This window comes from Staphylococcus agnetis (genome assembly GCF_002901865.1).
Lineage (GTDB): Bacteria > Bacillota > Bacilli > Staphylococcales > Staphylococcaceae > Staphylococcus > Staphylococcus agnetis.
Genome location: NZ_PPQF01000004.1, coordinates 24,383 through 43,728, shown reverse-complemented (window position 1 = coordinate 43,728; position 19,346 = coordinate 24,383). Strand labels below are relative to the sequence as shown.

Annotated in this window: 16 protein-coding genes; 15 read left to right on the top strand and 1 reads right to left on the bottom strand. The window is 35.8% G+C overall.

Features of this window, described 5'->3' with window-relative positions; genetic code table 11:
- Positions 1–124 precede the first annotated feature (124 nt).
- From CD172_RS00345 to CD172_RS00300, 10 genes are all read left to right on the top strand, one after another.
- Positions 125–1,600: a nicotinate phosphoribosyltransferase gene (locus CD172_RS00345; protein ID WP_103345115.1), complete on the top strand. Its 1,476-nt coding sequence runs from the start codon at positions 125–127 to the stop codon at positions 1,598–1,600.
- Positions 1,593–2,414: an ammonia-dependent NAD(+) synthetase gene (nadE, locus tag CD172_RS00340; protein WP_060552495.1), complete on the top strand. Its 822-nt coding sequence runs from the start codon at positions 1,593–1,595 to the stop codon at positions 2,412–2,414. Before CD172_RS00345 ends, nadE begins: the two co-directional genes overlap by 8 nt.
- Before the next feature lie 66 nt (positions 2,415–2,480).
- Positions 2,481–3,050 carry a DUF2179 domain-containing protein gene (locus CD172_RS00335; protein WP_037566962.1) on the top strand — a complete coding sequence of 190 codons (570 nt, stop codon included), beginning with the start codon at positions 2,481–2,483 and terminating at the stop codon, positions 3,048–3,050.
- Complete coding sequence (locus CD172_RS00330) at positions 3,040–3,216, top strand: NETI motif-containing protein (RefSeq protein ID WP_103345114.1); 177 nt, start codon at positions 3,040–3,042, stop codon at positions 3,214–3,216. Before CD172_RS00335 ends, CD172_RS00330 begins: the two co-directional genes overlap by 11 nt.
- Positions 3,217–3,480: 264 nt before the next feature.
- Positions 3,481–4,776, top strand: coding sequence for an adenylosuccinate lyase (purB, locus tag CD172_RS00325; protein ID WP_103345113.1), 1,296 nt, complete (start codon positions 3,481–3,483; stop codon positions 4,774–4,776).
- A gap of 70 nt (positions 4,777–4,846) precedes the next feature.
- The gene (locus CD172_RS00320) at positions 4,847–5,149 is read left to right on the top strand and encodes a YerC/YecD family TrpR-related protein (RefSeq protein ID WP_037566960.1); all 303 of its coding nucleotides are present in this window, start codon (positions 4,847–4,849) and stop codon (positions 5,147–5,149) included.
- A 160-nt stretch (positions 5,150–5,309) separates the two neighbouring features.
- A complete protein-coding gene (pcrB, locus tag CD172_RS00315) occupies positions 5,310–5,999 on the top strand; it encodes a heptaprenylglyceryl phosphate synthase (RefSeq protein ID WP_103345112.1) in 690 nt (229 codons plus the stop codon).
- Positions 5,999–8,188, top strand: a complete 2,190-nt coding sequence (pcrA, locus tag CD172_RS00310) for a DNA helicase PcrA (protein ID WP_103345111.1) — start codon at positions 5,999–6,001, stop codon at positions 8,186–8,188. The genes pcrB and pcrA overlap by 1 nt, the downstream gene beginning before the upstream one ends.
- A 5-nt stretch (positions 8,189–8,193) precedes the next feature.
- On the top strand, positions 8,194–10,191 hold the full coding sequence (gene ligA, locus CD172_RS00305; protein WP_103345110.1) for an NAD-dependent DNA ligase LigA: 1,998 nt from the start codon (positions 8,194–8,196) through the stop codon (positions 10,189–10,191).
- A 17-nt stretch (positions 10,192–10,208) separates the two neighbouring features.
- Entirely contained in the window at positions 10,209–11,405 is a 1,197-nt protein-coding gene (locus CD172_RS00300; RefSeq protein ID WP_060551443.1) for a CamS family sex pheromone protein, read from the top strand.
- A 144-nt stretch (positions 11,406–11,549) separates the two neighbouring features.
- On the opposite strand, the gene putP is transcribed toward CD172_RS00300, so the two are convergent.
- Positions 11,550–13,094, bottom strand: a complete 1,545-nt coding sequence (putP, locus tag CD172_RS00295) for a sodium/proline symporter PutP (RefSeq protein ID WP_103345109.1) — start codon at positions 13,092–13,094, stop codon at positions 11,550–11,552.
- 397 nt (positions 13,095–13,491) lie between these two features.
- Here putP and gatC point away from each other — a divergent pair, with 397 nt between their 5' ends.
- The 5 genes from gatC (at position 13,492) to rlmD (ending at position 19,337) form a co-directional block, all read left to right on the top strand.
- On the top strand, positions 13,492–13,794 hold the full coding sequence (gatC, locus tag CD172_RS00290; RefSeq protein ID WP_103345108.1) for an Asp-tRNA(Asn)/Glu-tRNA(Gln) amidotransferase subunit GatC: 303 nt from the start codon (positions 13,492–13,494) through the stop codon (positions 13,792–13,794).
- Positions 13,795–13,796: 2 nt separating this feature from the next.
- Positions 13,797–15,257 carry an Asp-tRNA(Asn)/Glu-tRNA(Gln) amidotransferase subunit GatA gene (gene gatA, locus CD172_RS00285; RefSeq protein ID WP_060551441.1) on the top strand — a complete coding sequence of 487 codons (1,461 nt, stop codon included), beginning with the start codon at positions 13,797–13,799 and terminating at the stop codon, positions 15,255–15,257.
- A 13-nt stretch (positions 15,258–15,270) separates the two neighbouring features.
- Positions 15,271–16,698: an Asp-tRNA(Asn)/Glu-tRNA(Gln) amidotransferase subunit GatB gene (gatB, locus tag CD172_RS00280; protein ID WP_039644777.1), complete on the top strand. Its 1,428-nt coding sequence runs from the start codon at positions 15,271–15,273 to the stop codon at positions 16,696–16,698.
- A 240-nt stretch (positions 16,699–16,938) separates the two neighbouring features.
- Complete coding sequence (locus CD172_RS00275) at positions 16,939–17,871, top strand: diacylglycerol kinase (protein ID WP_103345107.1); 933 nt, start codon at positions 16,939–16,941, stop codon at positions 17,869–17,871.
- A gap of 95 nt (positions 17,872–17,966) precedes the next feature.
- Complete coding sequence (gene rlmD, locus CD172_RS00270; RefSeq protein ID WP_103345106.1) at positions 17,967–19,337, top strand: 23S rRNA (uracil(1939)-C(5))-methyltransferase RlmD; 1,371 nt, start codon at positions 17,967–17,969, stop codon at positions 19,335–19,337.
- Positions 19,338–19,346 lie beyond the last annotated feature (9 nt).

Sequence of the window (19,346 nt, the reverse complement as noted above, 5' to 3'; positions counted from 1 at the left end):
TGAAAAATCTTTAGAAAAATTGTATTAATTGTCATATTTTTGTCGATGTTCTTATTAAAAGATGGCAAACATAGTCTAAAAGTGTTATATCATAGATATGACTAAAAGGACGAGGAGAAATTATATGTACCAATATCAAGATGATAGTTTAATGTTACACAACGACTTATACCAAATTAATATGGCTGAATCTTATTGGAATGACGGTATTCATGAACGTACAGCTATTTTTGATCTTTATTTTAGAAAAATGCCTTTCGAAAGTGGCTATGCCGTTTTTAATGGATTGAGAAGAGTAATAGATTTTATCAATCATCTCCATTTTTCTGATACGGATTTAGCTTATTTAAAAGACATAGGGTATGAAGCGGATTTTTTAAATTATTTAAAAGAACTTAAATTTACAGGGCATATTCGTTCTATGCAGGAGGGAGAACTATGTTTTGGGAACGAACCCTTAATGCGTATTGAAGCACCACTTATCCAAGCTCAACTGATTGAAACAGCTTTATTAAATATTATTAATTTCCAAACGTTAATTACAACTAAAGCAAGCAGAATTAAGCAAGTGGCTCCAAATGATACGTTAATGGAATTTGGTACACGACGTGCTCATGAACTTGATGCGGCTGTATGGGGGGCAAGAGCAGCGATTATTGGTGGTTTTGATGCTACGAGTAATGTGAGAGCAGGTAAATTATTTAATATACCTGTCTCCGGCACACACGCTCATGCATTTGTTCAAACGTATGGAGATGAGTACATTGCTTTCAAAAAATATGCAGAACGTCATAAAAATTGTGTGTTTTTAGTAGACACATTTCACACGTTAAAATCAGGGGTACCCAACGCAATCCGTGTCGCAAAAGAATTAGGCGATCAAATTAATTTCATAGGAATACGCCTTGACTCTGGAGATATTGCATACTTATCAAAAGAAGCGCGTAAAATGTTAGATGAAGCAGGTTTTCCTGATGCCAAAATTATCGCGTCTAACGATTTAGATGAAGAAACCATTTCTAGTTTAAAAGCACAAGGAGCTACTGTTGACAGCTGGGGTGTAGGTACGAAATTAATTACAGCATATCAACAACCTGCATTAGGTGCTGTATATAAAATGGTCGCTGTCGAAGATGACAATGGCCAACTTGTAGACCGTATAAAACTCTCAAACAATGCTGAAAAAGTAACAACACCAGGAAAAAAACGTGTATATCGCATTATTAATACGAAAACAAATAAATCAGAAGGCGATTATATTACATTGGATCATGAAAATCCTAATGAAACAACGAAACTTAAAATGTTCCATCCTATTCATACTTACAAAATGAAATATATTAAAAAGTTTAAAGCGATTGACTTACATCACGATATTTTTATAAACGGAAAATGTGTCTATGACTTACCAAGTGAAAATGATGCTAAAACTTTTTTACAACAGAATTTAGAGCTACTATGGGATGAAAATAAACGCTATCTCAATCCTGAAGAATATCCAGTTGATTTAAGTACCGCATGTTGGGAAAATAAACAGCGTCGCATTTTCGAAGTAGCTGAACATGTGAAAGAAATGGAGGAAGAACATGAACATGAGTAAAATGCAAACGATTATTGTGAATGAAATGAAAGTACAACCTGAAATAGATGTCGTTAAGACTATCGAAGAGATAAAACATTTCATTAAAGCATATGTGACGTCTCATTCTTTTATTCGCACGCTTGTATTAGGCATTTCAGGAGGTCAAGACTCTACATTAGTTGGTAAATTAACGCAGCTTGCGGTAAATGAACTCAATGAAAATAGTAGTAAAACGTATGAATTTATTGCTGTAAAACTACCTTATGGCGTTCAACGAGACGCAGATGAAGTAGATGACGCACTCAAATTTATCCAACCTGATAAAACGATTACAGTGAATATTAAACCTGCCGTAGACCAAAGTGTTGCGTCTTTAAAACAAGCAGGTATCACGTTAACAGATTTTCAAAAAGGTAATGAGAAAGCAAGAGAAAGAATGAAAGTTCAATTCTCAATTGCGTCGCATACAGGTGGTATCGTTGTTGGGACTGACCATTCTGCAGAAAATGTTACAGGATTTTTCACGAAATATGGAGACGGTGCTGCTGACATTGCACCTATATTCGGACTAAACAAACGTCAAGGGCGACAATTGTTACAACACTTAAATGCACCTGCTCATCTTTATGAAAAAACACCAACTGCAGATTTAGAAGATGACAAACCACAATTACCAGATGAAACGGCTTTAGGTGTCACGTATCAGGAAATTGATGACTATTTAGAGGGGAAAGCAGTGTCACAACAAGCGGCCACAAGAATTGAAGATTTATATGTACGTAATGCGCACAAACGTGAATTAGCATATACACGATATACATGGCCAAAATAAAAATTTTAATGACATTTGAAATAAATCCTGATACAATGAGCTAAATTTCAAGAAGTGAGGTAAGTTATGAGTGCGATAAATGATAACCCTTTACTACTCATATTGGCAATATTTCTAATTAATGTTGCCTATGTAACTGCGCTAACGATGCGCCTAATATTAACACTGAAAGGGTATAGATATTATGCAGCGGCTTTAAGTTTTGTTGAAGTTTTAGTTTATGTTATTGGTTTAGGTATGGTAATGTCAGGACTAGATCAATTTCAAAACGTCATCGCATACGCATTAGGTTTTTCAGTAGGTATTATTGTAGGTATGAAAATTGAAGAAAAATTAGCATTAGGCTATTCTGTTGTAAATGTTACTACGGCAGATTATGAATTGGACATCCCAAGACAACTTAGAGATTTAGGCTATGGAGTCACACACTTTGCAGCTCATGGTCGAGATGGTGATCGCCTTGTCATGCAAATTTTAACGCCGAAGCGCTATGAGCTCAAATTAATGGATACAATTAAAGCATTGGATCCGAAAGCGTTTATCATTGCTTATGAGCCACGTAATATACATGGTGGATTCTGGGTTAAAGGTGTTCGAAGTAAGAAAGTGAAGGCGTATGACACAGATGAAATTTAAAGTAGAAGACGGCGAAACGATAGAAGCGTGTTTATTGCGCATGAAAGAGGCTGGTTATATGCCAATTAAACGTTATGAAAAACCAGTCTTCAAAGAGAATAAAGATGGCAGTATTGACGTTTTAAAACAGGAAATTATTTTTACTGGGAAGAAAATGAGTCATTAACATTAATTAAGAGACGATTCAAACGCTAGCGTTGACGTCTCTTTTTAAATGCGTATGTTTTTGTTTGAGAATCCGTTAACGTTCGTTTTTAGTAGTTTTTACGAAAAATATTTTAGGATAAATATAAATAAATGGATTGATTCCGAACGTTATATCTGTTTATATAGATAATGTACATATGATGTCCGTTTGCTATAATGTGACTGAATACAATTTTATGTTAGAAGTGTAAGCATACGAAAAAACAAGTTAGGAGATTTTATAATGATTGAACGCTATTCAAGAAAAGAAATGTCAAACATTTGGACAGATCAAAACCGCTATGAGGCATGGTTAGAAGTTGAAATTTTAGCTTGTGAAGCTTGGAGTGAGTTAGGAGAGATACCTAAAGAAGACGTAAAAAAAATTCGTGAACATGCGAAAGTCGATGTTGCGCGTGCTCAAGAAATCGAATTAGAGACACGCCACGATGTCGTTGCCTTTACTCGTCAAGTTTCTGAAACACTTGGTGAAGAGCGTAAATGGGTGCATTACGGGCTCACTTCAACAGATGTAGTCGATACTGCACTAAGTTACCAAGTTAAGCAAGCAAATGACATTATCGAAAAAGACTTGGAACGATTTATAGAAGTCCTAGCAAACAAAGCGAAAGCATATAAGTATACATTAATGATGGGACGTACGCATGGCGTGCATGCTGAACCAACTACATTTGGCTTAAAGATGGCGTTATGGTATGCAGAAATGCAGCGCAATCTTGAACGTTTCAAACGCGTACGAGAAGAAATTGAAGTTGGAAAAATGAGTGGAGCGGTAGGAACATTCGCTAATATCCCGCCTGAAATTGAAGCCTATGTATGTAAGCATTTAGGTATTGGGACAGCACCGATTTCTACTCAAACGTTACAACGTGATCGTCATGCATACTACATTGCGACGTTAAGTCTTATTGCTACTTCGCTTGAAAAATTTGCAGTTGAAATTAGAAACTTACAAAAAACAGAAACACGTGAAGTTGAAGAAGCATTTGCGAAAGGTCAAAAAGGATCATCTGCAATGCCTCATAAACGTAATCCTATTGGTTCAGAGAACATTACTGGTATAGCGCGAGTGATTCGTGGTTACATTACAACAGCGTATGAAAATGTGGCACTTTGGCATGAACGAGATATTTCACATTCATCAGCAGAACGAATTATGTTACCAGATGTGACAATTGCACTTGATTACGCGTTGAATCGCTTTACTAACATTGTTGATCGTTTAACAGTTTATGAAGAGAACATGACAGAAAACATGAATAAAACGTTTGGTCTCATTTATTCACAACGTGTGTTATTAGCGTTAATTGATAAAGGTATGGTACGTGAAGAGGCTTATGATACAGTACAACCTAAAGCAATGGAATCTTGGGCAACAAAGACCCCATTTAGAACACTTGTTGAAGGGGACGCTAAAATTACAGAAAAATTATCAGAAGATGAACTGAATGCTTGTTTTGACCCTAGACATCACTTGAATCAAGTTGATACAATATTTAAAAGAGTAGGTTTAGCATAAAAATACTACACTTTAATGTATTAATTCGTTAAAATATCCTTAAACATATAAAAAATAGGGGTTGTATACCATGCAAATTGAAAAGTTACGTGGACAAGCATTAGATGAATTATTTGATGCAATTTTGACACTAGAAACACGCGAGGAATGTTATCAATTTTTTGATGATTTATGTACAGTAAATGAGCTCCAATCGTTATCACAGCGCCTACAAGTCGCGAAGATGATTAAACAAGGTTACACTTATGCAACAATAGAAGCTGAATCTGGCGCATCTACTGCGACGATTTCTCGAGTGAAACGCTCACTTCAGTGGGGAAATGATGCATATACAATGATTTTAGAACGAATGGATATTGAGACGAAGCATTAAAAATAAAGTAAAAAAGTAAGTGATAAAGTGAACGTTTAACGTGCAGTTTATCGCTTGCTTTTTTTATGTAATTTTTCCTATAAATCCCAAGGTGTTACTTAGAATATCAGTCTTAAAAATGCTATAATATTATCTATGATATTTAAAGGAGTATTCGGTTATGTATGATATAAAACAATGGCACCATATCTTTAAATTAGATCCAGCAAAACCCATTTCTGATGCGGATCTTGAAAAAGTATGTATGTCTCAAACTGATGCCATCATGATTGGCGGCACTGATAATGTTACAGAAGATAACGTATTACATTTAATGAGTCGTGTGCGACGTTATCCGCTACCATTAGCTTTGGAAATCTCAAACATTGAAAGTGTTGTACCTGGATTTGATTTCTATTTTGTCCCAACAGTTATGAATAGTACTGATGTGACTTATCATAATGGATTGTTGTTAGAAGCCATCAAAATGTATGGGCATATGATTCATTTTGAAGATATTATTTTCGAGGGATATGTCGTACTGAATGCTGAAAGTAAAGTAGCGCGACATACGAAAGCGAATACTACATTAGTCACTGAGGATATTGAAGCTTATGCACAAATGGCAAATGACATGTACCGATTACCGATATTATATTTAGAATATAGTGGCACTAAAGGAAGCTTAGAAGATATTCAAGCTGCAAAACCACACTTAAATACCACTCAATTATTCTATGGTGGGGGCATTGATAGTTATGAAAGTGCACAATCATTTGCGTCCATTGCCGATACCATAATTGTTGGGAATTTAGTATATGAGAATATCAAGAAAGCGATACAAACGACTAAAATAAAGGAGAGAACATAATGAATCCACTTGTAAAACATATGAATACTGAACAAAGTGAAGCGGTACGCACAACGGAAGGGCCGCTTTTAATTATGGCAGGTGCTGGATCTGGTAAAACGCGCGTTTTGACACATCGCATTGCGTACTTACTTGATGAAAAAGGCATATCTCCTTATAACATTTTAGCGATTACATTTACGAATAAAGCAGCAAAAGAAATGAAAGAGCGTGTTCAAAAATTAGTAGGTGAAGAAGCTGAAGTCATTTGGATGTCTACGTTTCACTCAATGTGTGTACGCATTTTACGTCGTGACGCAGATCGGATAGGTATAGAGCGCAATTTCACAATTATTGATCCGACAGACCAAAAATCAGTGATTAAAGATGTGTTGAAACGTGAAAATATAGACCCTAAACGCTATGAACCACGCATGTTTATTGGGGCCATTAGCAATTTGAAAAATGAATTGAAAACACCTCAAGATGCATTAGAATCGGCGAACGATTTTTATACACAAATGGTTGCTAAAGTATACGAAGGGTATCAAAAACAGCTGATTCGAAACCAAGCTTTAGACTTTGACGATTTAATTATGACGACAATTAAATTATTTGAGCGCGTACCAGAAGTATTAGATTACTATCAAAACAAATTTCAATACATACATGTTGATGAGTATCAAGATACGAATAAGGCACAGTACACGCTTGTTAATTTAATGGCACAAAAGTTTAAAAACTTATGTGTTGTAGGGGATTCAGACCAATCCATTTATGGTTGGCGTGGTGCAGATATTCAAAATATTCTATCGTTTGAGGAAGATTATCCAAAAGCGAAAACGATATTTCTAGAACAAAATTATCGTTCAACGAAAACCATTTTAAATGCTGCGAATGAGGTTATTAGAAACAATACAGAGCGTAAACCAAAAGGCTTATGGACAGCGAATGCGAACGGTGAAAAAATAAACTATTATGAAGCATTTAGCGAACGTGATGAGTCCGAATATGTGGTGCGTGAAATCTTCAAACAACAGAAAAAAGGACGACAATTAAAAGATATTGCAGTGCTCTATCGCACAAATGCGCAATCTCGTGTTCTTGAAGAAACGTTTTTAAAATCTAATCTACCTTATGTCATGGTTGGAGGACAGAAATTCTATGATCGCAAAGAGATTAAGGATGTATTAAGCTATTTGCGTTTAATTGCGAATAGTGCAGATGATATCAGTTTACGCCGTGTTATCAATGTTCCTAAAAGAGGAATAGGGCCATCATCTGTGGACAAAATCGCAGCGTATGCCTCATCGAACAATATTAGTATGTTTGAAGCTTTAGCTGAAGTTGACTTTATAGGATTATCTAAAAAAGTAACACAAGCTGCATCTGAATTTTATCAATTGATCAATCATCTCATGCGAGAACAAGAGTTTTTAGAAATAAGTGACATCGTAGAGGAAGCGCTCATTAAGTCAGGTTATCGTGAGATGTTAGAACGCGAACAAACGTTAGAAGCACGCAGCCGTTTAGAAAATATAGACGAATTTATGTCTGTTCCGAAAGATTATGAAAAAAATACGCCTTTAGAAGAACAATCTTTGATTAACTTCTTAACAGATTTATCTCTTGTAGCTGATGTTGATGAAGCCAATTTAGAAGACGGTGTGACATTAATGACTATGCACTCTGCGAAAGGTTTAGAGTATCCTGTAGTGTTTATCATAGGGATGGAGGAAAGCATTTTCCCACATGTCCGTGCAATTAAAAGCGATGATGATCATGAAATGGAGGAAGAGCGCCGTATTAGTTATGTAGCCATTACACGTGCGGAAGAAGAATTGTATCTGACGCATGCGACATCACGTACATTGTTCGGACGTTCTCAATCAAATCCACGTTCACGTTTCCTAAATGAGATACCAGATGATTTATTAGCGATACCAGAACGTAAACAATCTTCTCATGTAGCACAAAAACGGACGTCACCTAAGAGAGGATTTAGCCAACGAACAGTAGTGAATAAGCAGGCATCAACGACATCTGATTGGAACGTTGGAGATAAAGTGACGCATAAAAGTTGGGGAGAGGGTATGGTGTCTAATGTGAACGTTAAAAATGGTTCGGTTGAGTTAGATATTATCTTTAAATCGCAAGGGCCTAAACGTTTATTAGCACAATTTGCTCCAATTGAGAAAAAGGAGGACTAAGATTTATGGATTTGAAGGCGCGCGTGCGTGTATTGCATGAACGGTTACATCAATACAATTATGAATATCACGTATTAGATAACCCAAGTGTTCCAGACAGTGAATATGATAAATTGTTGCATGAATTAATAGAAATTGAATCACAACACCCTGAACTTAAAGCTGCAGATTCACCAACGGTACGTGTGGGTGGAGAAGCACAATCGACGTTTGAAAAAGTTCGACATGACACGCCGATGCTAAGTTTATCTAATGCATTTAATGAGACAGATTTACGTCGTTTTGATCAACGTGTAAGAGATGCTGTAGGGGAAGTCGAATACATGTGTGAATTGAAAATAGACGGTTTAGCTGTGTCATTGAAATATGTTGACGGTCGTTTTGTCCAAGGATTAACGCGTGGAGATGGAACGACAGGTGAAGATATAACAGAAAATTTAAAAACGATTCACGCAATCCCACTCACATTAAAAGAACCGATTTCTTTTGAAGTACGTGGAGAGGCTTATATGCCTCGTCAATCGTTTTTGAGGCTTAACGATGAAAAAGAGAAAAAGGGTGAACAACCGTTTGCTAACCCCCGCAATGCGGCTGCGGGTTCGCTACGTCAACTAGATTCAAAATTAGCCGCAGCACGTAAACTTGATATTTTTCTATACAGTATAAATGATTTCACAGAGTTAGATGCCACATCACAAAGTGAAGCATTAGCTGAATTGGATCAACTAGGATTCAAAACAAATCCTGAACGGATGAATGTCAAAACCATAGACGATGTACTGGCGTATATTGACAAGTGGACCTCAGAACGTGATACATTAAGTTATGATATCGATGGTATTGTTATCAAAGTGAACGCCATTGAGCATCAAGAGGAGATGGGTTTTACCCAAAAATCACCGAGATGGGCCATTGCATATAAGTTTCCTGCTGAAGAAGTTGTCACTACTTTAGAAGACATTGAGTTAAGTATTGGTCGTACTGGTGTGGTGACACCTACTGCAATTTTAACTCCAGTTCATGTAGCAGGGACGACTGTTTCTAGAGCCTCATTACATAATGAAGACCTAATTCATGAAAGAGATATACGAATAGGTGATCATGTTGTTGTGAAAAAAGCCGGTGATATCATACCTGAAGTGGTTAAAGTCATTTTAGATCGTCGGTCAGATGACGCTCAGCCTTATCGCATGCCAACACATTGCCCGAGTTGTGGTCATGAACTTGTACGCATTGAAGGTGAAGTTGCATTAAGGTGTATCAACCCAAAATGCCAAGCGCAACTGATAGAAGGATTAAAACATTTTGTATCGAGACAAGCGATGAATATTGATGGTTTAGGCACTAAAATCATAGAACAACTTTATCATCATCATTTAATCAAAGACGTGGCAGATATATTTTATCTTGAAAAGAACGATCTATTACCTCTTGAACGTATGGGTGAAAAGAAAGCAGATAACCTTATTAAGGCGATTGAAAAATCTAAATCACAATCATTAGAACATCTATTATTTGGCCTAGGTATTCGTCACTTAGGTGTCAAAGCCAGTCAAGTGCTTGCAGAAAAGTATGATACGATGGAACGTTTAATGCAAGTCACAGAAGCGGAACTTGTGGAAATATATGACGTAGGTGAAAAGTTAGCACAATCCTTTGTAACTTATATGAGCAATGAGGATATTCAAAAGTTAATTCAAAAAATGTCACAACAACATGTAAACATGACTTACACTGGTCAAAAATCATCACAAATTGATGGCCATCCTGATTTTAAAAATAAAACTGTTGTATTGACTGGTAAATTAGAGCAAATGACAAGAACTGAGGCATCACAATGGTTGAAAAATCATGGTGCCAAAGTGACAAGTAGTGTAACAAAATCAACAGACCTTGTTATTGCAGGTAAAGATGCTGGCTCTAAGTTAACGAAAGCAGAGACATTAGGGACACCAATTTGGAATGAACAAGACTTTATTGATAAGCAAAATGAAATCAATTAAAAAGGGAGATTGTGCCTATGAAAAAAAGGTCTTTTATCATCGTTGGTTTATCATTGGTATTAGTCGCGTGTGGTCCAAATCAATCTGAAAACCAATCTTCAAATGATTCATCTTCTAAAAAAGAAAATAATGTTAAACACATTGCGACTGATAAAAACGTTCAAGGTGATAATTATCGGACAATTTTACCATTTAAAGAGAGTCAAGCGCGTGGTTTAACACAAGAAAAAATGTCTAATCATTTTAATGGTGAAGATTTTGAATCAGGTTTATTAGAAATCAGTAAAGAAATTTATCCTACAGATGACTATTTATATCAAGATGGACAGTTTTTAGATAAAAAGACAATTCAAGCTTATTTAAAGCCTAAATTGACTAAAGATGAATTAAATAAAATGAGCGATAAGGAAAAAGAAGAGAAGCAAGCAAGTGAAAATCTCGGACTCAATCCTTCTGTTCATGGTGAAAAAGATGAAGAAAAAATAGCTAAACAATCACCACAAGTGTTATCACATATTTTAGAACAAAATTTCTATGACAATGGCGACACGAGTGGTAAGAAAGTTAAAGGACTTACGATTGGTCTTGCGATGAATCAAGTTTATTATTATCAAAAAGAAAAATACGGTGAGACATTTAGTGTTGATTTAGATAAGAAGAAAGTTGAAAAACAAGGTCGAGAAATCGCTGAAGAAATGTTATCTCGACTACGTGAAAACGATCAGTTAAAAGACGTTCCAATTACTTTTGCGATATATATGCAATCGGGTAAAGATCAAATCGTTCCGGGATCGTTTGTAAGTTATGCGACATCAGATGAGAATGGTGCTGAATTAAAAGAATGGAATAAAGTGAAGGAACAAACCGTATTGATGCCTTCAGGTGAAGCTGCAGATTTGAATGAGCAACTCAATGCCAATTTCCGTGATTTTAATAATAATCTTCAATCTTACTTTACGAACTTTACACAAGCGGTAGGAAAAGCAAAGTTTAAAGATAAAAAAGTGCAATCTTTATCTGTTGATTTGCCAATCGATTATTATGGAAGAGCTGAATTAATAGGTATTACGCAGTACGTGACGCAACTTGCTGAAAAAGACTTCGGAAGTGTAGATACGTATGAAATTCACATTAAAGATGGTAATGAACCACGCGCACTTATCACAAAATCCAAAGATGACAATAGTCCTAAAGTGCACATCTACAATCAATAAAACGGCATATGTGTCATAGTTATAGTTTGACGTGTAGGCATTAGTTACGTCAAGTCAATGCAAATGAAAATAGCCTTCAAAATTCTTTAAAACGAATTTTGAAGGCTATTTTATGTTTAAGTGATTGTACGCAGAGGATTGAACTTATTCATTCAATTCTAGTCTACGTTTAACTTCGTTCATATCATCAATAACGAATGCGTCAGGTTTTTTCGTAAATTTTGAAACTACAATTGTAACGAGTAAACTCATAATAAAGCCAGGAACAATTTCATAAAGTGAAAAAATTTCATATGTTTTACCCAAAGGTAACGCAAAAACTATCCACAATATAACAGTGACTGCACCGGCAATCATACCACTAATAGCACCAGTTCTTGTTAATGATTTCCAATATAAAGATAAAATAACAAGAGGTCCAAATGCAGCACCAAATCCTGCCCAAGCATTACCAACTAAGTTTAATATCGTATCATTTGGTGACCAAGCAATCGCAATTGCGATAATGGCAACTAAAATAACTGAAAGACGACCCACTAATACAAATTCTTTTTCATGTTTTTTTGTATTTGCTTTATCACCACGGATTAACTTATAAAAGTCCTCTGTTAGTGAGCTTGATGTAACGAGTAATTGTGACGAAATCGTACTCATAATGGCAGCTAAAATGGCCGCTAATAAAAAGCCACCAACTAAAGGATGAAACAGTACTTGTCCCATTAAAATAAATAATGTTTCAGGATCCTTAATTTCTACTCCTTGAGCAGGAATAAATGCAATACCTAGAAGACCTACTAATACTGCGCCAATTAATCCAACAGCCATCCATGAAATACCAATTCTTCTAGTGAATGGGAAGAGTTTAATTGAACGAATAGACATAAAACGCACTAAAATATGTGGTTGTCCAAAATACCCTAATCCCCAAGCGAAGAATGAAATGATACCAATGACAGTCGTACCTCTAAATAAATCTAAGTTGGTAGGTTTTAATTCTGCGACTGAATGAAACGTATCTAATCCATTAAGTTTAAGCATGACAACGATAGGGACCATTATCATTGCGATGAGCATGATGACACCTTGGAAAAAGTCTGTAATCGACACGGCAAGGTAACCACCAAAAAATGTATAAGCAATAACGATAACCGCAACTAATAATAATCCAAAACGATAATCTAATCCAAAAGCACTATCAAATAATTTTCCTCCCGACACAAAACCTGCATGTGTATATAATGTGAAGAAAACTACGATAATACCTCCAGAAATAATTTTAATTAAATTAGACTTATCGTTTAAACGATTTTTGAAAAAATCTGGAAGTGTTATAGCGTCACCAGCGATTTCAGTATGTAAGCGTAATCGCGGTGCTACAAGTAAATAGTTGATCCAAGCACCTAACGTTAACCCGATGGCTAACCAAGCAGCTGATAGACCTGTAGAATACACTTCACCTGGTAACCCCATAATCATCCAACCACTCATGTCAGATGCACCAGCTGAAAGTGCAGTAACCCAAGGCCCGATATTACGACCGCCTAACATGTATTCACTTAAGTTACTCGTAGCTTGTTTATAGCCATAATAACCAATACCAAGCAAGATAATAAAATAGAGTGCAATCATAATATACGTTTGCCAGTCAGGGTTGACTTGACTTGATAAAGTTGACCCAAAAATTAACATATATATCCCCCTTTTTGTTACATAAACTAATTATACAGAATTATCGCTAGAATAAAAGTGTAATTTCATACAAAAAGTTAACAATTCGAACTAAAAATAGGACATAAATGTTAAATTAGACTATTGAAGAGGTCAGAGGTGAAATATTGGCCTTATTTGTTATTACTTTTTATGCAAAAATATAACCCTGTGTTATTTCATTTAATGATAAACCTATATTTGAGTAACATTTAACAATAAAAGGGGAACAAGAAAGTCATTTAGCTTGTTAGTGGTTTAAAAGTTAATTAAATGTGCTTGGAAACAATGGAGAGTTGTAGAAAATACTTAGATTTTTACCTTGAAATTTGGTACAATTTTAAGATAAAAGAGTATTTTTAAGGAGGCTAATGAAGTCATGACCGAAATAACACATGAACAAGTGAAGCACATTGCTAACCTTGCACGTTTAAATGTGTCGGATAATGAATCGAAAGAAATTCAAGAGACGTTAGCAGGTGTGTTAGATTTTTGTCATCAAATTGATTCAGTTGATACAGAAAATGTTAAACCTACGAATCACGTATTAGATTTGCAAAATGTTTTAAGAGATGATGTGGCGCATAAAGGATTACCACAAGAAAAAGCATTAGCAAATGCCAAAGAGGTAGAGGCGGGTCAATTTAAAGTGCCTGCAGTGATGAATGGGGAGGACGCATAATTATGAGCATCCGTTATGAATCAATTGAAAATTTACAAAAATTAATTAAAGAAAATAAAATTAAGCCTTCAGAAATCGTAAAAGATATATATGATGCAATTGAAGAAACTGATCCACAAATCAAATCTTTTTTAGCTTTAGATAAAGAAAATGCACTTAAAAAAGCTGAAGAGTTAGATCAAAAGCAAGCTGCAGGTGAAATTGAAGGTAAATTATTCGGTATTCCTATGGGAATTAAAGATAACATTATCACTGAAGGCTTAGAAACAACTTGTGCAAGTAAAATGTTAGAAGGCTTCGTGCCGATTTATGAATCCACTGTCATGAAAAAATTACATGCTGAAAACGGCGTGTTAATCGGTAAAGTCAATTTAGATGAGTTTGCGATGGGTGGTTCTACGGAAACTTCTTATTTCAAGAAGACTGTAAATCCATTTGATCATAAAGCTGTACCAGGTGGTTCTTCTGGTGGTTCTGCTGCTGCAGTTGCTGCTGGTTTAGTTCCATTTACTTTAGGAACAGATACAGGTGGTTCGATTCGTCAACCAGCTGCGTATTGTGGTGTCGTTGGGTTAAAACCAACATATGGACGTGTTTCTCGTTTTGGTTTAGTTGCTTTTGCATCTTCATTAGACCAAATTGGTCCTTTAACACGTAATGTAAAGGACAATGCCATCGTGTTAGAAGCGATTGTAGGTGAAGATGAACTTGACTCTACAAGCGCACCAAATGTATCAAATGACTTTACATCTGATATTGGTAAAGACATTTCTGGAATGAAAATTGCCTTGCCTAAAGAATACATTGGTGAGGGCGTAGACGAAGAAGTGAAGGCTTCTGTGCTTAAAGCAGTAGAAACTTTAAAATCATTAGGTGCGACAGTAGAAGAAGTGTCATTACCACGTACACCTTATGGCATCCCTTCATATTATGTTATTGCGTCAGCAGAGGCTTCTTCTAACTTAGCACGCTTTGACGGTATTCGTTACGGATATCATTCAAAAGATGCTTCTAATTTAGAGGAACTTTATAAAATGTCACGTAGCGAAGGTTTTGGTGAAGAAGTTAAACGTCGTATCTTCCTTGGAACATACGTATTAAGCTCTGGATATTACGATGCATACTATAAAAAGGCGCAAAAAGTGAGAACGTTAATTAAAAATGATTTTGAGAATGTTTTTGATAATTATGATGTAGTCATTGGACCAACAACGCCAACAGTTGCTTTTGATATAGGTTCTGAAATTGATGATCCATTAACTATGTATGCGAATGATTTACTTACAACGCCAGTTAACTTAGCAGGTTTACCAGGTATTTCTATACCTTGTGGTTTAGCTGAAAATGGTCGACCTATCGGCTTACAATTAATTGGTAAACCATTCGATGAAAAAACTTTATACCGTGTGGCATATCAATTTGAAACGCAATTTAATTTACATGATCATTATCATAAATTATAAGGAGTGGCAGTAAATGCATTTTGAAACCGTAATTGGACTTGAAGTCCATGTAGAACTGAAAACAGATTCAAAAATGTTTTCTAACGCACCTGTAGCATATGGCGCAGAGCCTAACACGAATACATCCGTCATTGACTTAGGTTATCCGGGTGTTTTACCTACTGTAAACCGTCGCGCGGTAGACTGGTCGATGCGTGCAGCAATGGCGTTAAATATGGAGATTGCGACAGAATCTAAATTTGACCGTAAAAACTATTTTTATCCAGATAATCCAAAAGCATATCAAATTTCTCAATTAGATCAACCGATTGGTGAGCATGGGTATATTGATATCGAAGTGAATGGCGAAACAAAACGCATCGGCATTACACGTCTTCATATGGAAGAAGATGCTGGAAAATCAACGCATAAAAATGGTTATTCGTTAGTCGACCTCAACCGCCAAGGGACACCATTAGTCGAAATCGTTTCAGAACCAGATATGCGTTCTCCTGAAGAAGCGTACGCTTACCTTGAAAAGCTACGTGCGATTATTCAATATACAGGTGTATCTGATGGCAAAATGGAAGAGGGTTCATTGCGTTGTGATGCCAATATCTCTTTACGTCCATATGGTCAAAAAGAATTTGGTACGAAAGCTGAGCTTAAAAACTTAAACTCATTTAACAACGTGAGAAAAGGTCTTGAATATGAAGTTAAACGTCAAGCTGAAGAGCTATTAAATGGTGGCCAAATTTTACAAGAAACGCGTCGTTTTGATGAATCAACTGGTAAAACAATTCTCATGCGTGTAAAAGAGGCATCTGATGATTACAGATACTTCCCAGAGCCGGATATTGTACCTTTATACATTGATGAAGCTTGGAAAGCACGTGTACGTGAAACGATTCCTGAACTTCCAGATGCACGTAAAGAAAAGTATGTTAAAGAATACGGCCTTCCAGAATATGATGCTCATGTTTTAACGTTAACGAAAGAAATGTCAGATTTCTTTGAAGCGGCAGTGCGTGAAGGTGCCGATGTTAAAATGACATCAAACTGGTTAATGGGTGGCGTTAATGAGTACCTTAATAAAAATCAAATCGAGCTTCAAGATACAGGTTTAACGCCTGAGAACTTAGCAGGTATGATTAAGTTAATTGAAGATGGTACGATGAGTAGTAAAATTGCGAAAAAAGTCTTCCCTGAACTTGCGAAAAATGGTGGAGATGCAAAACAAATTATGAAAGATAAAGGTCTTGTTCAAATTTCTGATGAAGGTGCAGTACTTGAATTCGTTCGTCAAGCCATTGAACAAAATCCACAATCTGTTGAAGACTTTAAAAATGGTAAAGGTAAAGCGATGGGCTTCTTAGTTGGACAAATTATGAAATTGTCTAAAGGTCAAGCGAACCCACAACTTGCGAATAAGTTATTAAAAGAAGAACTAGACAAACTTTAATTAAAACCATGTACGCATAGCTACTTAATGCAATGAAAAAAAGAGTTTATATACCCTTCAAAGGATACAAAATGGGATCTTTTGAAGGGTATTTTTCGTTAATGTCGAGAACTCAAACTTGTTTAACATTGATGTATACAAAATTGGAAAGCGATACTAAAATAGTAATGTAAATAACTTTTAATAGAAGTGAAGTTGCTATAATATAAATGATGAGTATACAAAAATTGAGGGATCTAAATGAGAAAACGTGCGAGAATTATTTATAATCCAACGTCTGGTAAGGAGTTGTTCAAAAAAGCATTACCAGATGTATTAATTAAATTAGAACAAGCTGGTTATGAAACAAGTGCTTATGCGACACAAAAAGTTGGCGATGCGACCGAAGAAGCGGCCCGTGCTATTGATCGAAATTATGATTTACTCATTGTTGCTGGGGGAGATGGGACGCTTAACGAAGTGGTCAATGGTATAGCTGAAAAGCCAAATCGACCTAAACTTGGACTCATTCCAATGGGGACAGTTAATGACTTTGGACGCGCACTCCATTTACCAAATGACATTTTTGAAGCTGTAGACGTCATTATTCAAGGTAAAACTGTTCAAGTAGATATAGGTAAAATGAATAGTCGCTATTTTATTAATTTAGCCGGTGGTGGGAAACCGACTGAAGTATCTTATGAGGCACCAAGTAAGCTCAAATCTATGATAGGTTCCTTTGCATATTATGTAAAAGGGTTTGAAATGTTGCCTCAAATGCATGCAGTTGATGTTCGCATCGAACATGATGAACATGTGTTTGAAGGAGAAATTATGCTATTTCTCCTAGGTTTAACCAATTCGATGGCTGGTTTTGAAAAACTCGTACCGGATGCAAAACTAGACGATGGGAATTTCACTTTATTAATTGTCGAAAAGTGTAATCTTGCTGAAATGGGACATATTATGACATTAGCATCACGCGGTGAACATATTAATCATCCAAAGGTGCATTATTATAAAGCGCAATCTGTTAATATTTCATCATATAGTGATATGGCATTGAATGTAGATGGTGAGTATGGTGGACAATTACCGGCAAACTTTTTAAATTTAGTGCGTCACATCGAAGTATTCTCTCAAACAAAAAAAGAAAATGAATTACTAATAGATAAACCTAAGCAATCTGAATAATAGGGAGTGGATCGACAATATGTGAGCAACAGTTGTTGATCTTCTCCCTTCAGTTTTGAAAACAAATTTTATAGTTAAGAAACGGGGAAAGTATGATGTCAGTGGTACATAAAAATCAAATGTTAGAAGGAGAAGTTGTCGATTTAACTTATGAAGGGCATGGTGTTGTTAAAATTGATGCTTATCCTATTTTTGTCCCACAAACGCTCGTTGGAGAACGTATCGATTACAAAATCATTAAAGTGAAAAAGAATTTCGCTATTGGAAAAGTCATCACAATAAAAAAGGAAAGTGATGCACGAATGGTGCCACCTTGCGACTATTATGATAAATGTGGCGGATGTCAACTTCAACACTTAAATTATGAGGCACAATTAGAAATGAAACGTAATCAAGTGGTGAATTTGTTTCATAGAAAAGGAAAATTGCCACATGTACCGATTCATCCTACAGTAGGTATGGATCATCCATGGTTTTATCGTAACAAGTCACAAATTCCTGTGGGTGGTGAGAAGCAACAAGTTGAAATAGGCTATTATCGCCAACGCAGTCACCATATTATCAATATGGATCAGTGTTTGATACAATATCAAGCTCAAAATGGCATTATGCGCTTATTGAAAGACTTATTAAATCAATACAACATTGCACCTTATCAAGAAACAGTACATCAAGGTTTAGTAAGACATGTCGTTATTCGTAAAGGATACCATAGCGATGAAATCATGGTGACCATTGTGATTAATGGAACCGAACTTCCACACACTCATGACATTATCAATGCGTTAGTCGAAGCCTTCCCTCAAATTAAAAGCATTAAAATCAATATCAATAAAGAGAAGTCTAACGTCATCATGGGTGCTAAAAGCATAACGCTTTATGGTGAGGAAACGATTTCAGATTCATTAGGGGAATTGAATTTTAAAATAAATGACAAGTCTTTTTACCAAATTAATGTATTGCAAACTGAAAAACTTTATAACATTGCGGTTAATTATGCAGGATTAACTGGAGCAGAGACGGTATTAGACGCGTATTGTGGTATTGGCACAATCGCATTATCAATGGCAGACCGAGCTAAACACGTTTATGGTGTTGAAGTTGTTCCTGAGGCGATTAAGGATGCAAAACGCAATGCCCAATTAAATCATTTTAATAATACGACTTTTGTAGCAGGTCCGGCAGAAAAGGTTATTTTAGATTGGCAAAAACAAGGGATACGCCCCGATGTGGTTACAGTAGATCCGCCTCGAAAAGGGTGTGACAATACATTTATTGAAACACTGAATCAGTTGGAACCTGACAAAATCGTCTATGTATCTTGTAATCCAAGCACGCAACTTAGAGATATTCAACTTTTATTAAATAAGTATGATTTAATCGAAGTGACACCAGTAGACATGTTCCCTCATACAACACATGTTGAAACTGTCGCACTTTTAAAACGCAAAAAAAGTGATGAATAGGAGATTTTT

Coding starts and splice junctions, on each gene's coding strand:
- gatA (WP_060551441.1), top strand. CDS start 13,797: ATGAGCATCCGTTATGAATCAATTGAAAATTTACAAAAATTAATTAAA.
- CD172_RS00275 (WP_103345107.1), top strand. CDS start 16,939: ATGAGAAAACGTGCGAGAATTATTTATAATCCAACGTCTGGTAAGGAG.
- purB (WP_103345113.1), top strand. CDS start 3,481: ATGATTGAACGCTATTCAAGAAAAGAAATGTCAAACATTTGGACAGAT.
- CD172_RS00345 (WP_103345115.1), top strand. CDS start 125: ATGTACCAATATCAAGATGATAGTTTAATGTTACACAACGACTTATAC.
- ligA (WP_103345110.1), top strand. CDS start 8,194: ATGGATTTGAAGGCGCGCGTGCGTGTATTGCATGAACGGTTACATCAA.
- CD172_RS00330 (WP_103345114.1), top strand. CDS start 3,040: ATGAAATTTAAAGTAGAAGACGGCGAAACGATAGAAGCGTGTTTATTG.
- pcrB (WP_103345112.1), top strand. CDS start 5,310: ATGTATGATATAAAACAATGGCACCATATCTTTAAATTAGATCCAGCA.
- gatC (WP_103345108.1), top strand. CDS start 13,492: ATGACCGAAATAACACATGAACAAGTGAAGCACATTGCTAACCTTGCA.
- CD172_RS00300 (WP_060551443.1), top strand. CDS start 10,209: ATGAAAAAAAGGTCTTTTATCATCGTTGGTTTATCATTGGTATTAGTC.
- putP (WP_103345109.1), bottom strand. CDS start 13,094: ATGTTAATTTTTGGGTCAACTTTATCAAGTCAAGTCAACCCTGACTGG.
- pcrA (WP_103345111.1), top strand. CDS start 5,999: ATGAATCCACTTGTAAAACATATGAATACTGAACAAAGTGAAGCGGTA.
- gatB (WP_039644777.1), top strand. CDS start 15,271: ATGCATTTTGAAACCGTAATTGGACTTGAAGTCCATGTAGAACTGAAA.
- CD172_RS00320 (WP_037566960.1), top strand. CDS start 4,847: ATGCAAATTGAAAAGTTACGTGGACAAGCATTAGATGAATTATTTGAT.
- nadE (WP_060552495.1), top strand. CDS start 1,593: ATGAGTAAAATGCAAACGATTATTGTGAATGAAATGAAAGTACAACCT.
- CD172_RS00335 (WP_037566962.1), top strand. CDS start 2,481: ATGAGTGCGATAAATGATAACCCTTTACTACTCATATTGGCAATATTT.
- rlmD (WP_103345106.1), top strand. CDS start 17,967: ATGTCAGTGGTACATAAAAATCAAATGTTAGAAGGAGAAGTTGTCGAT.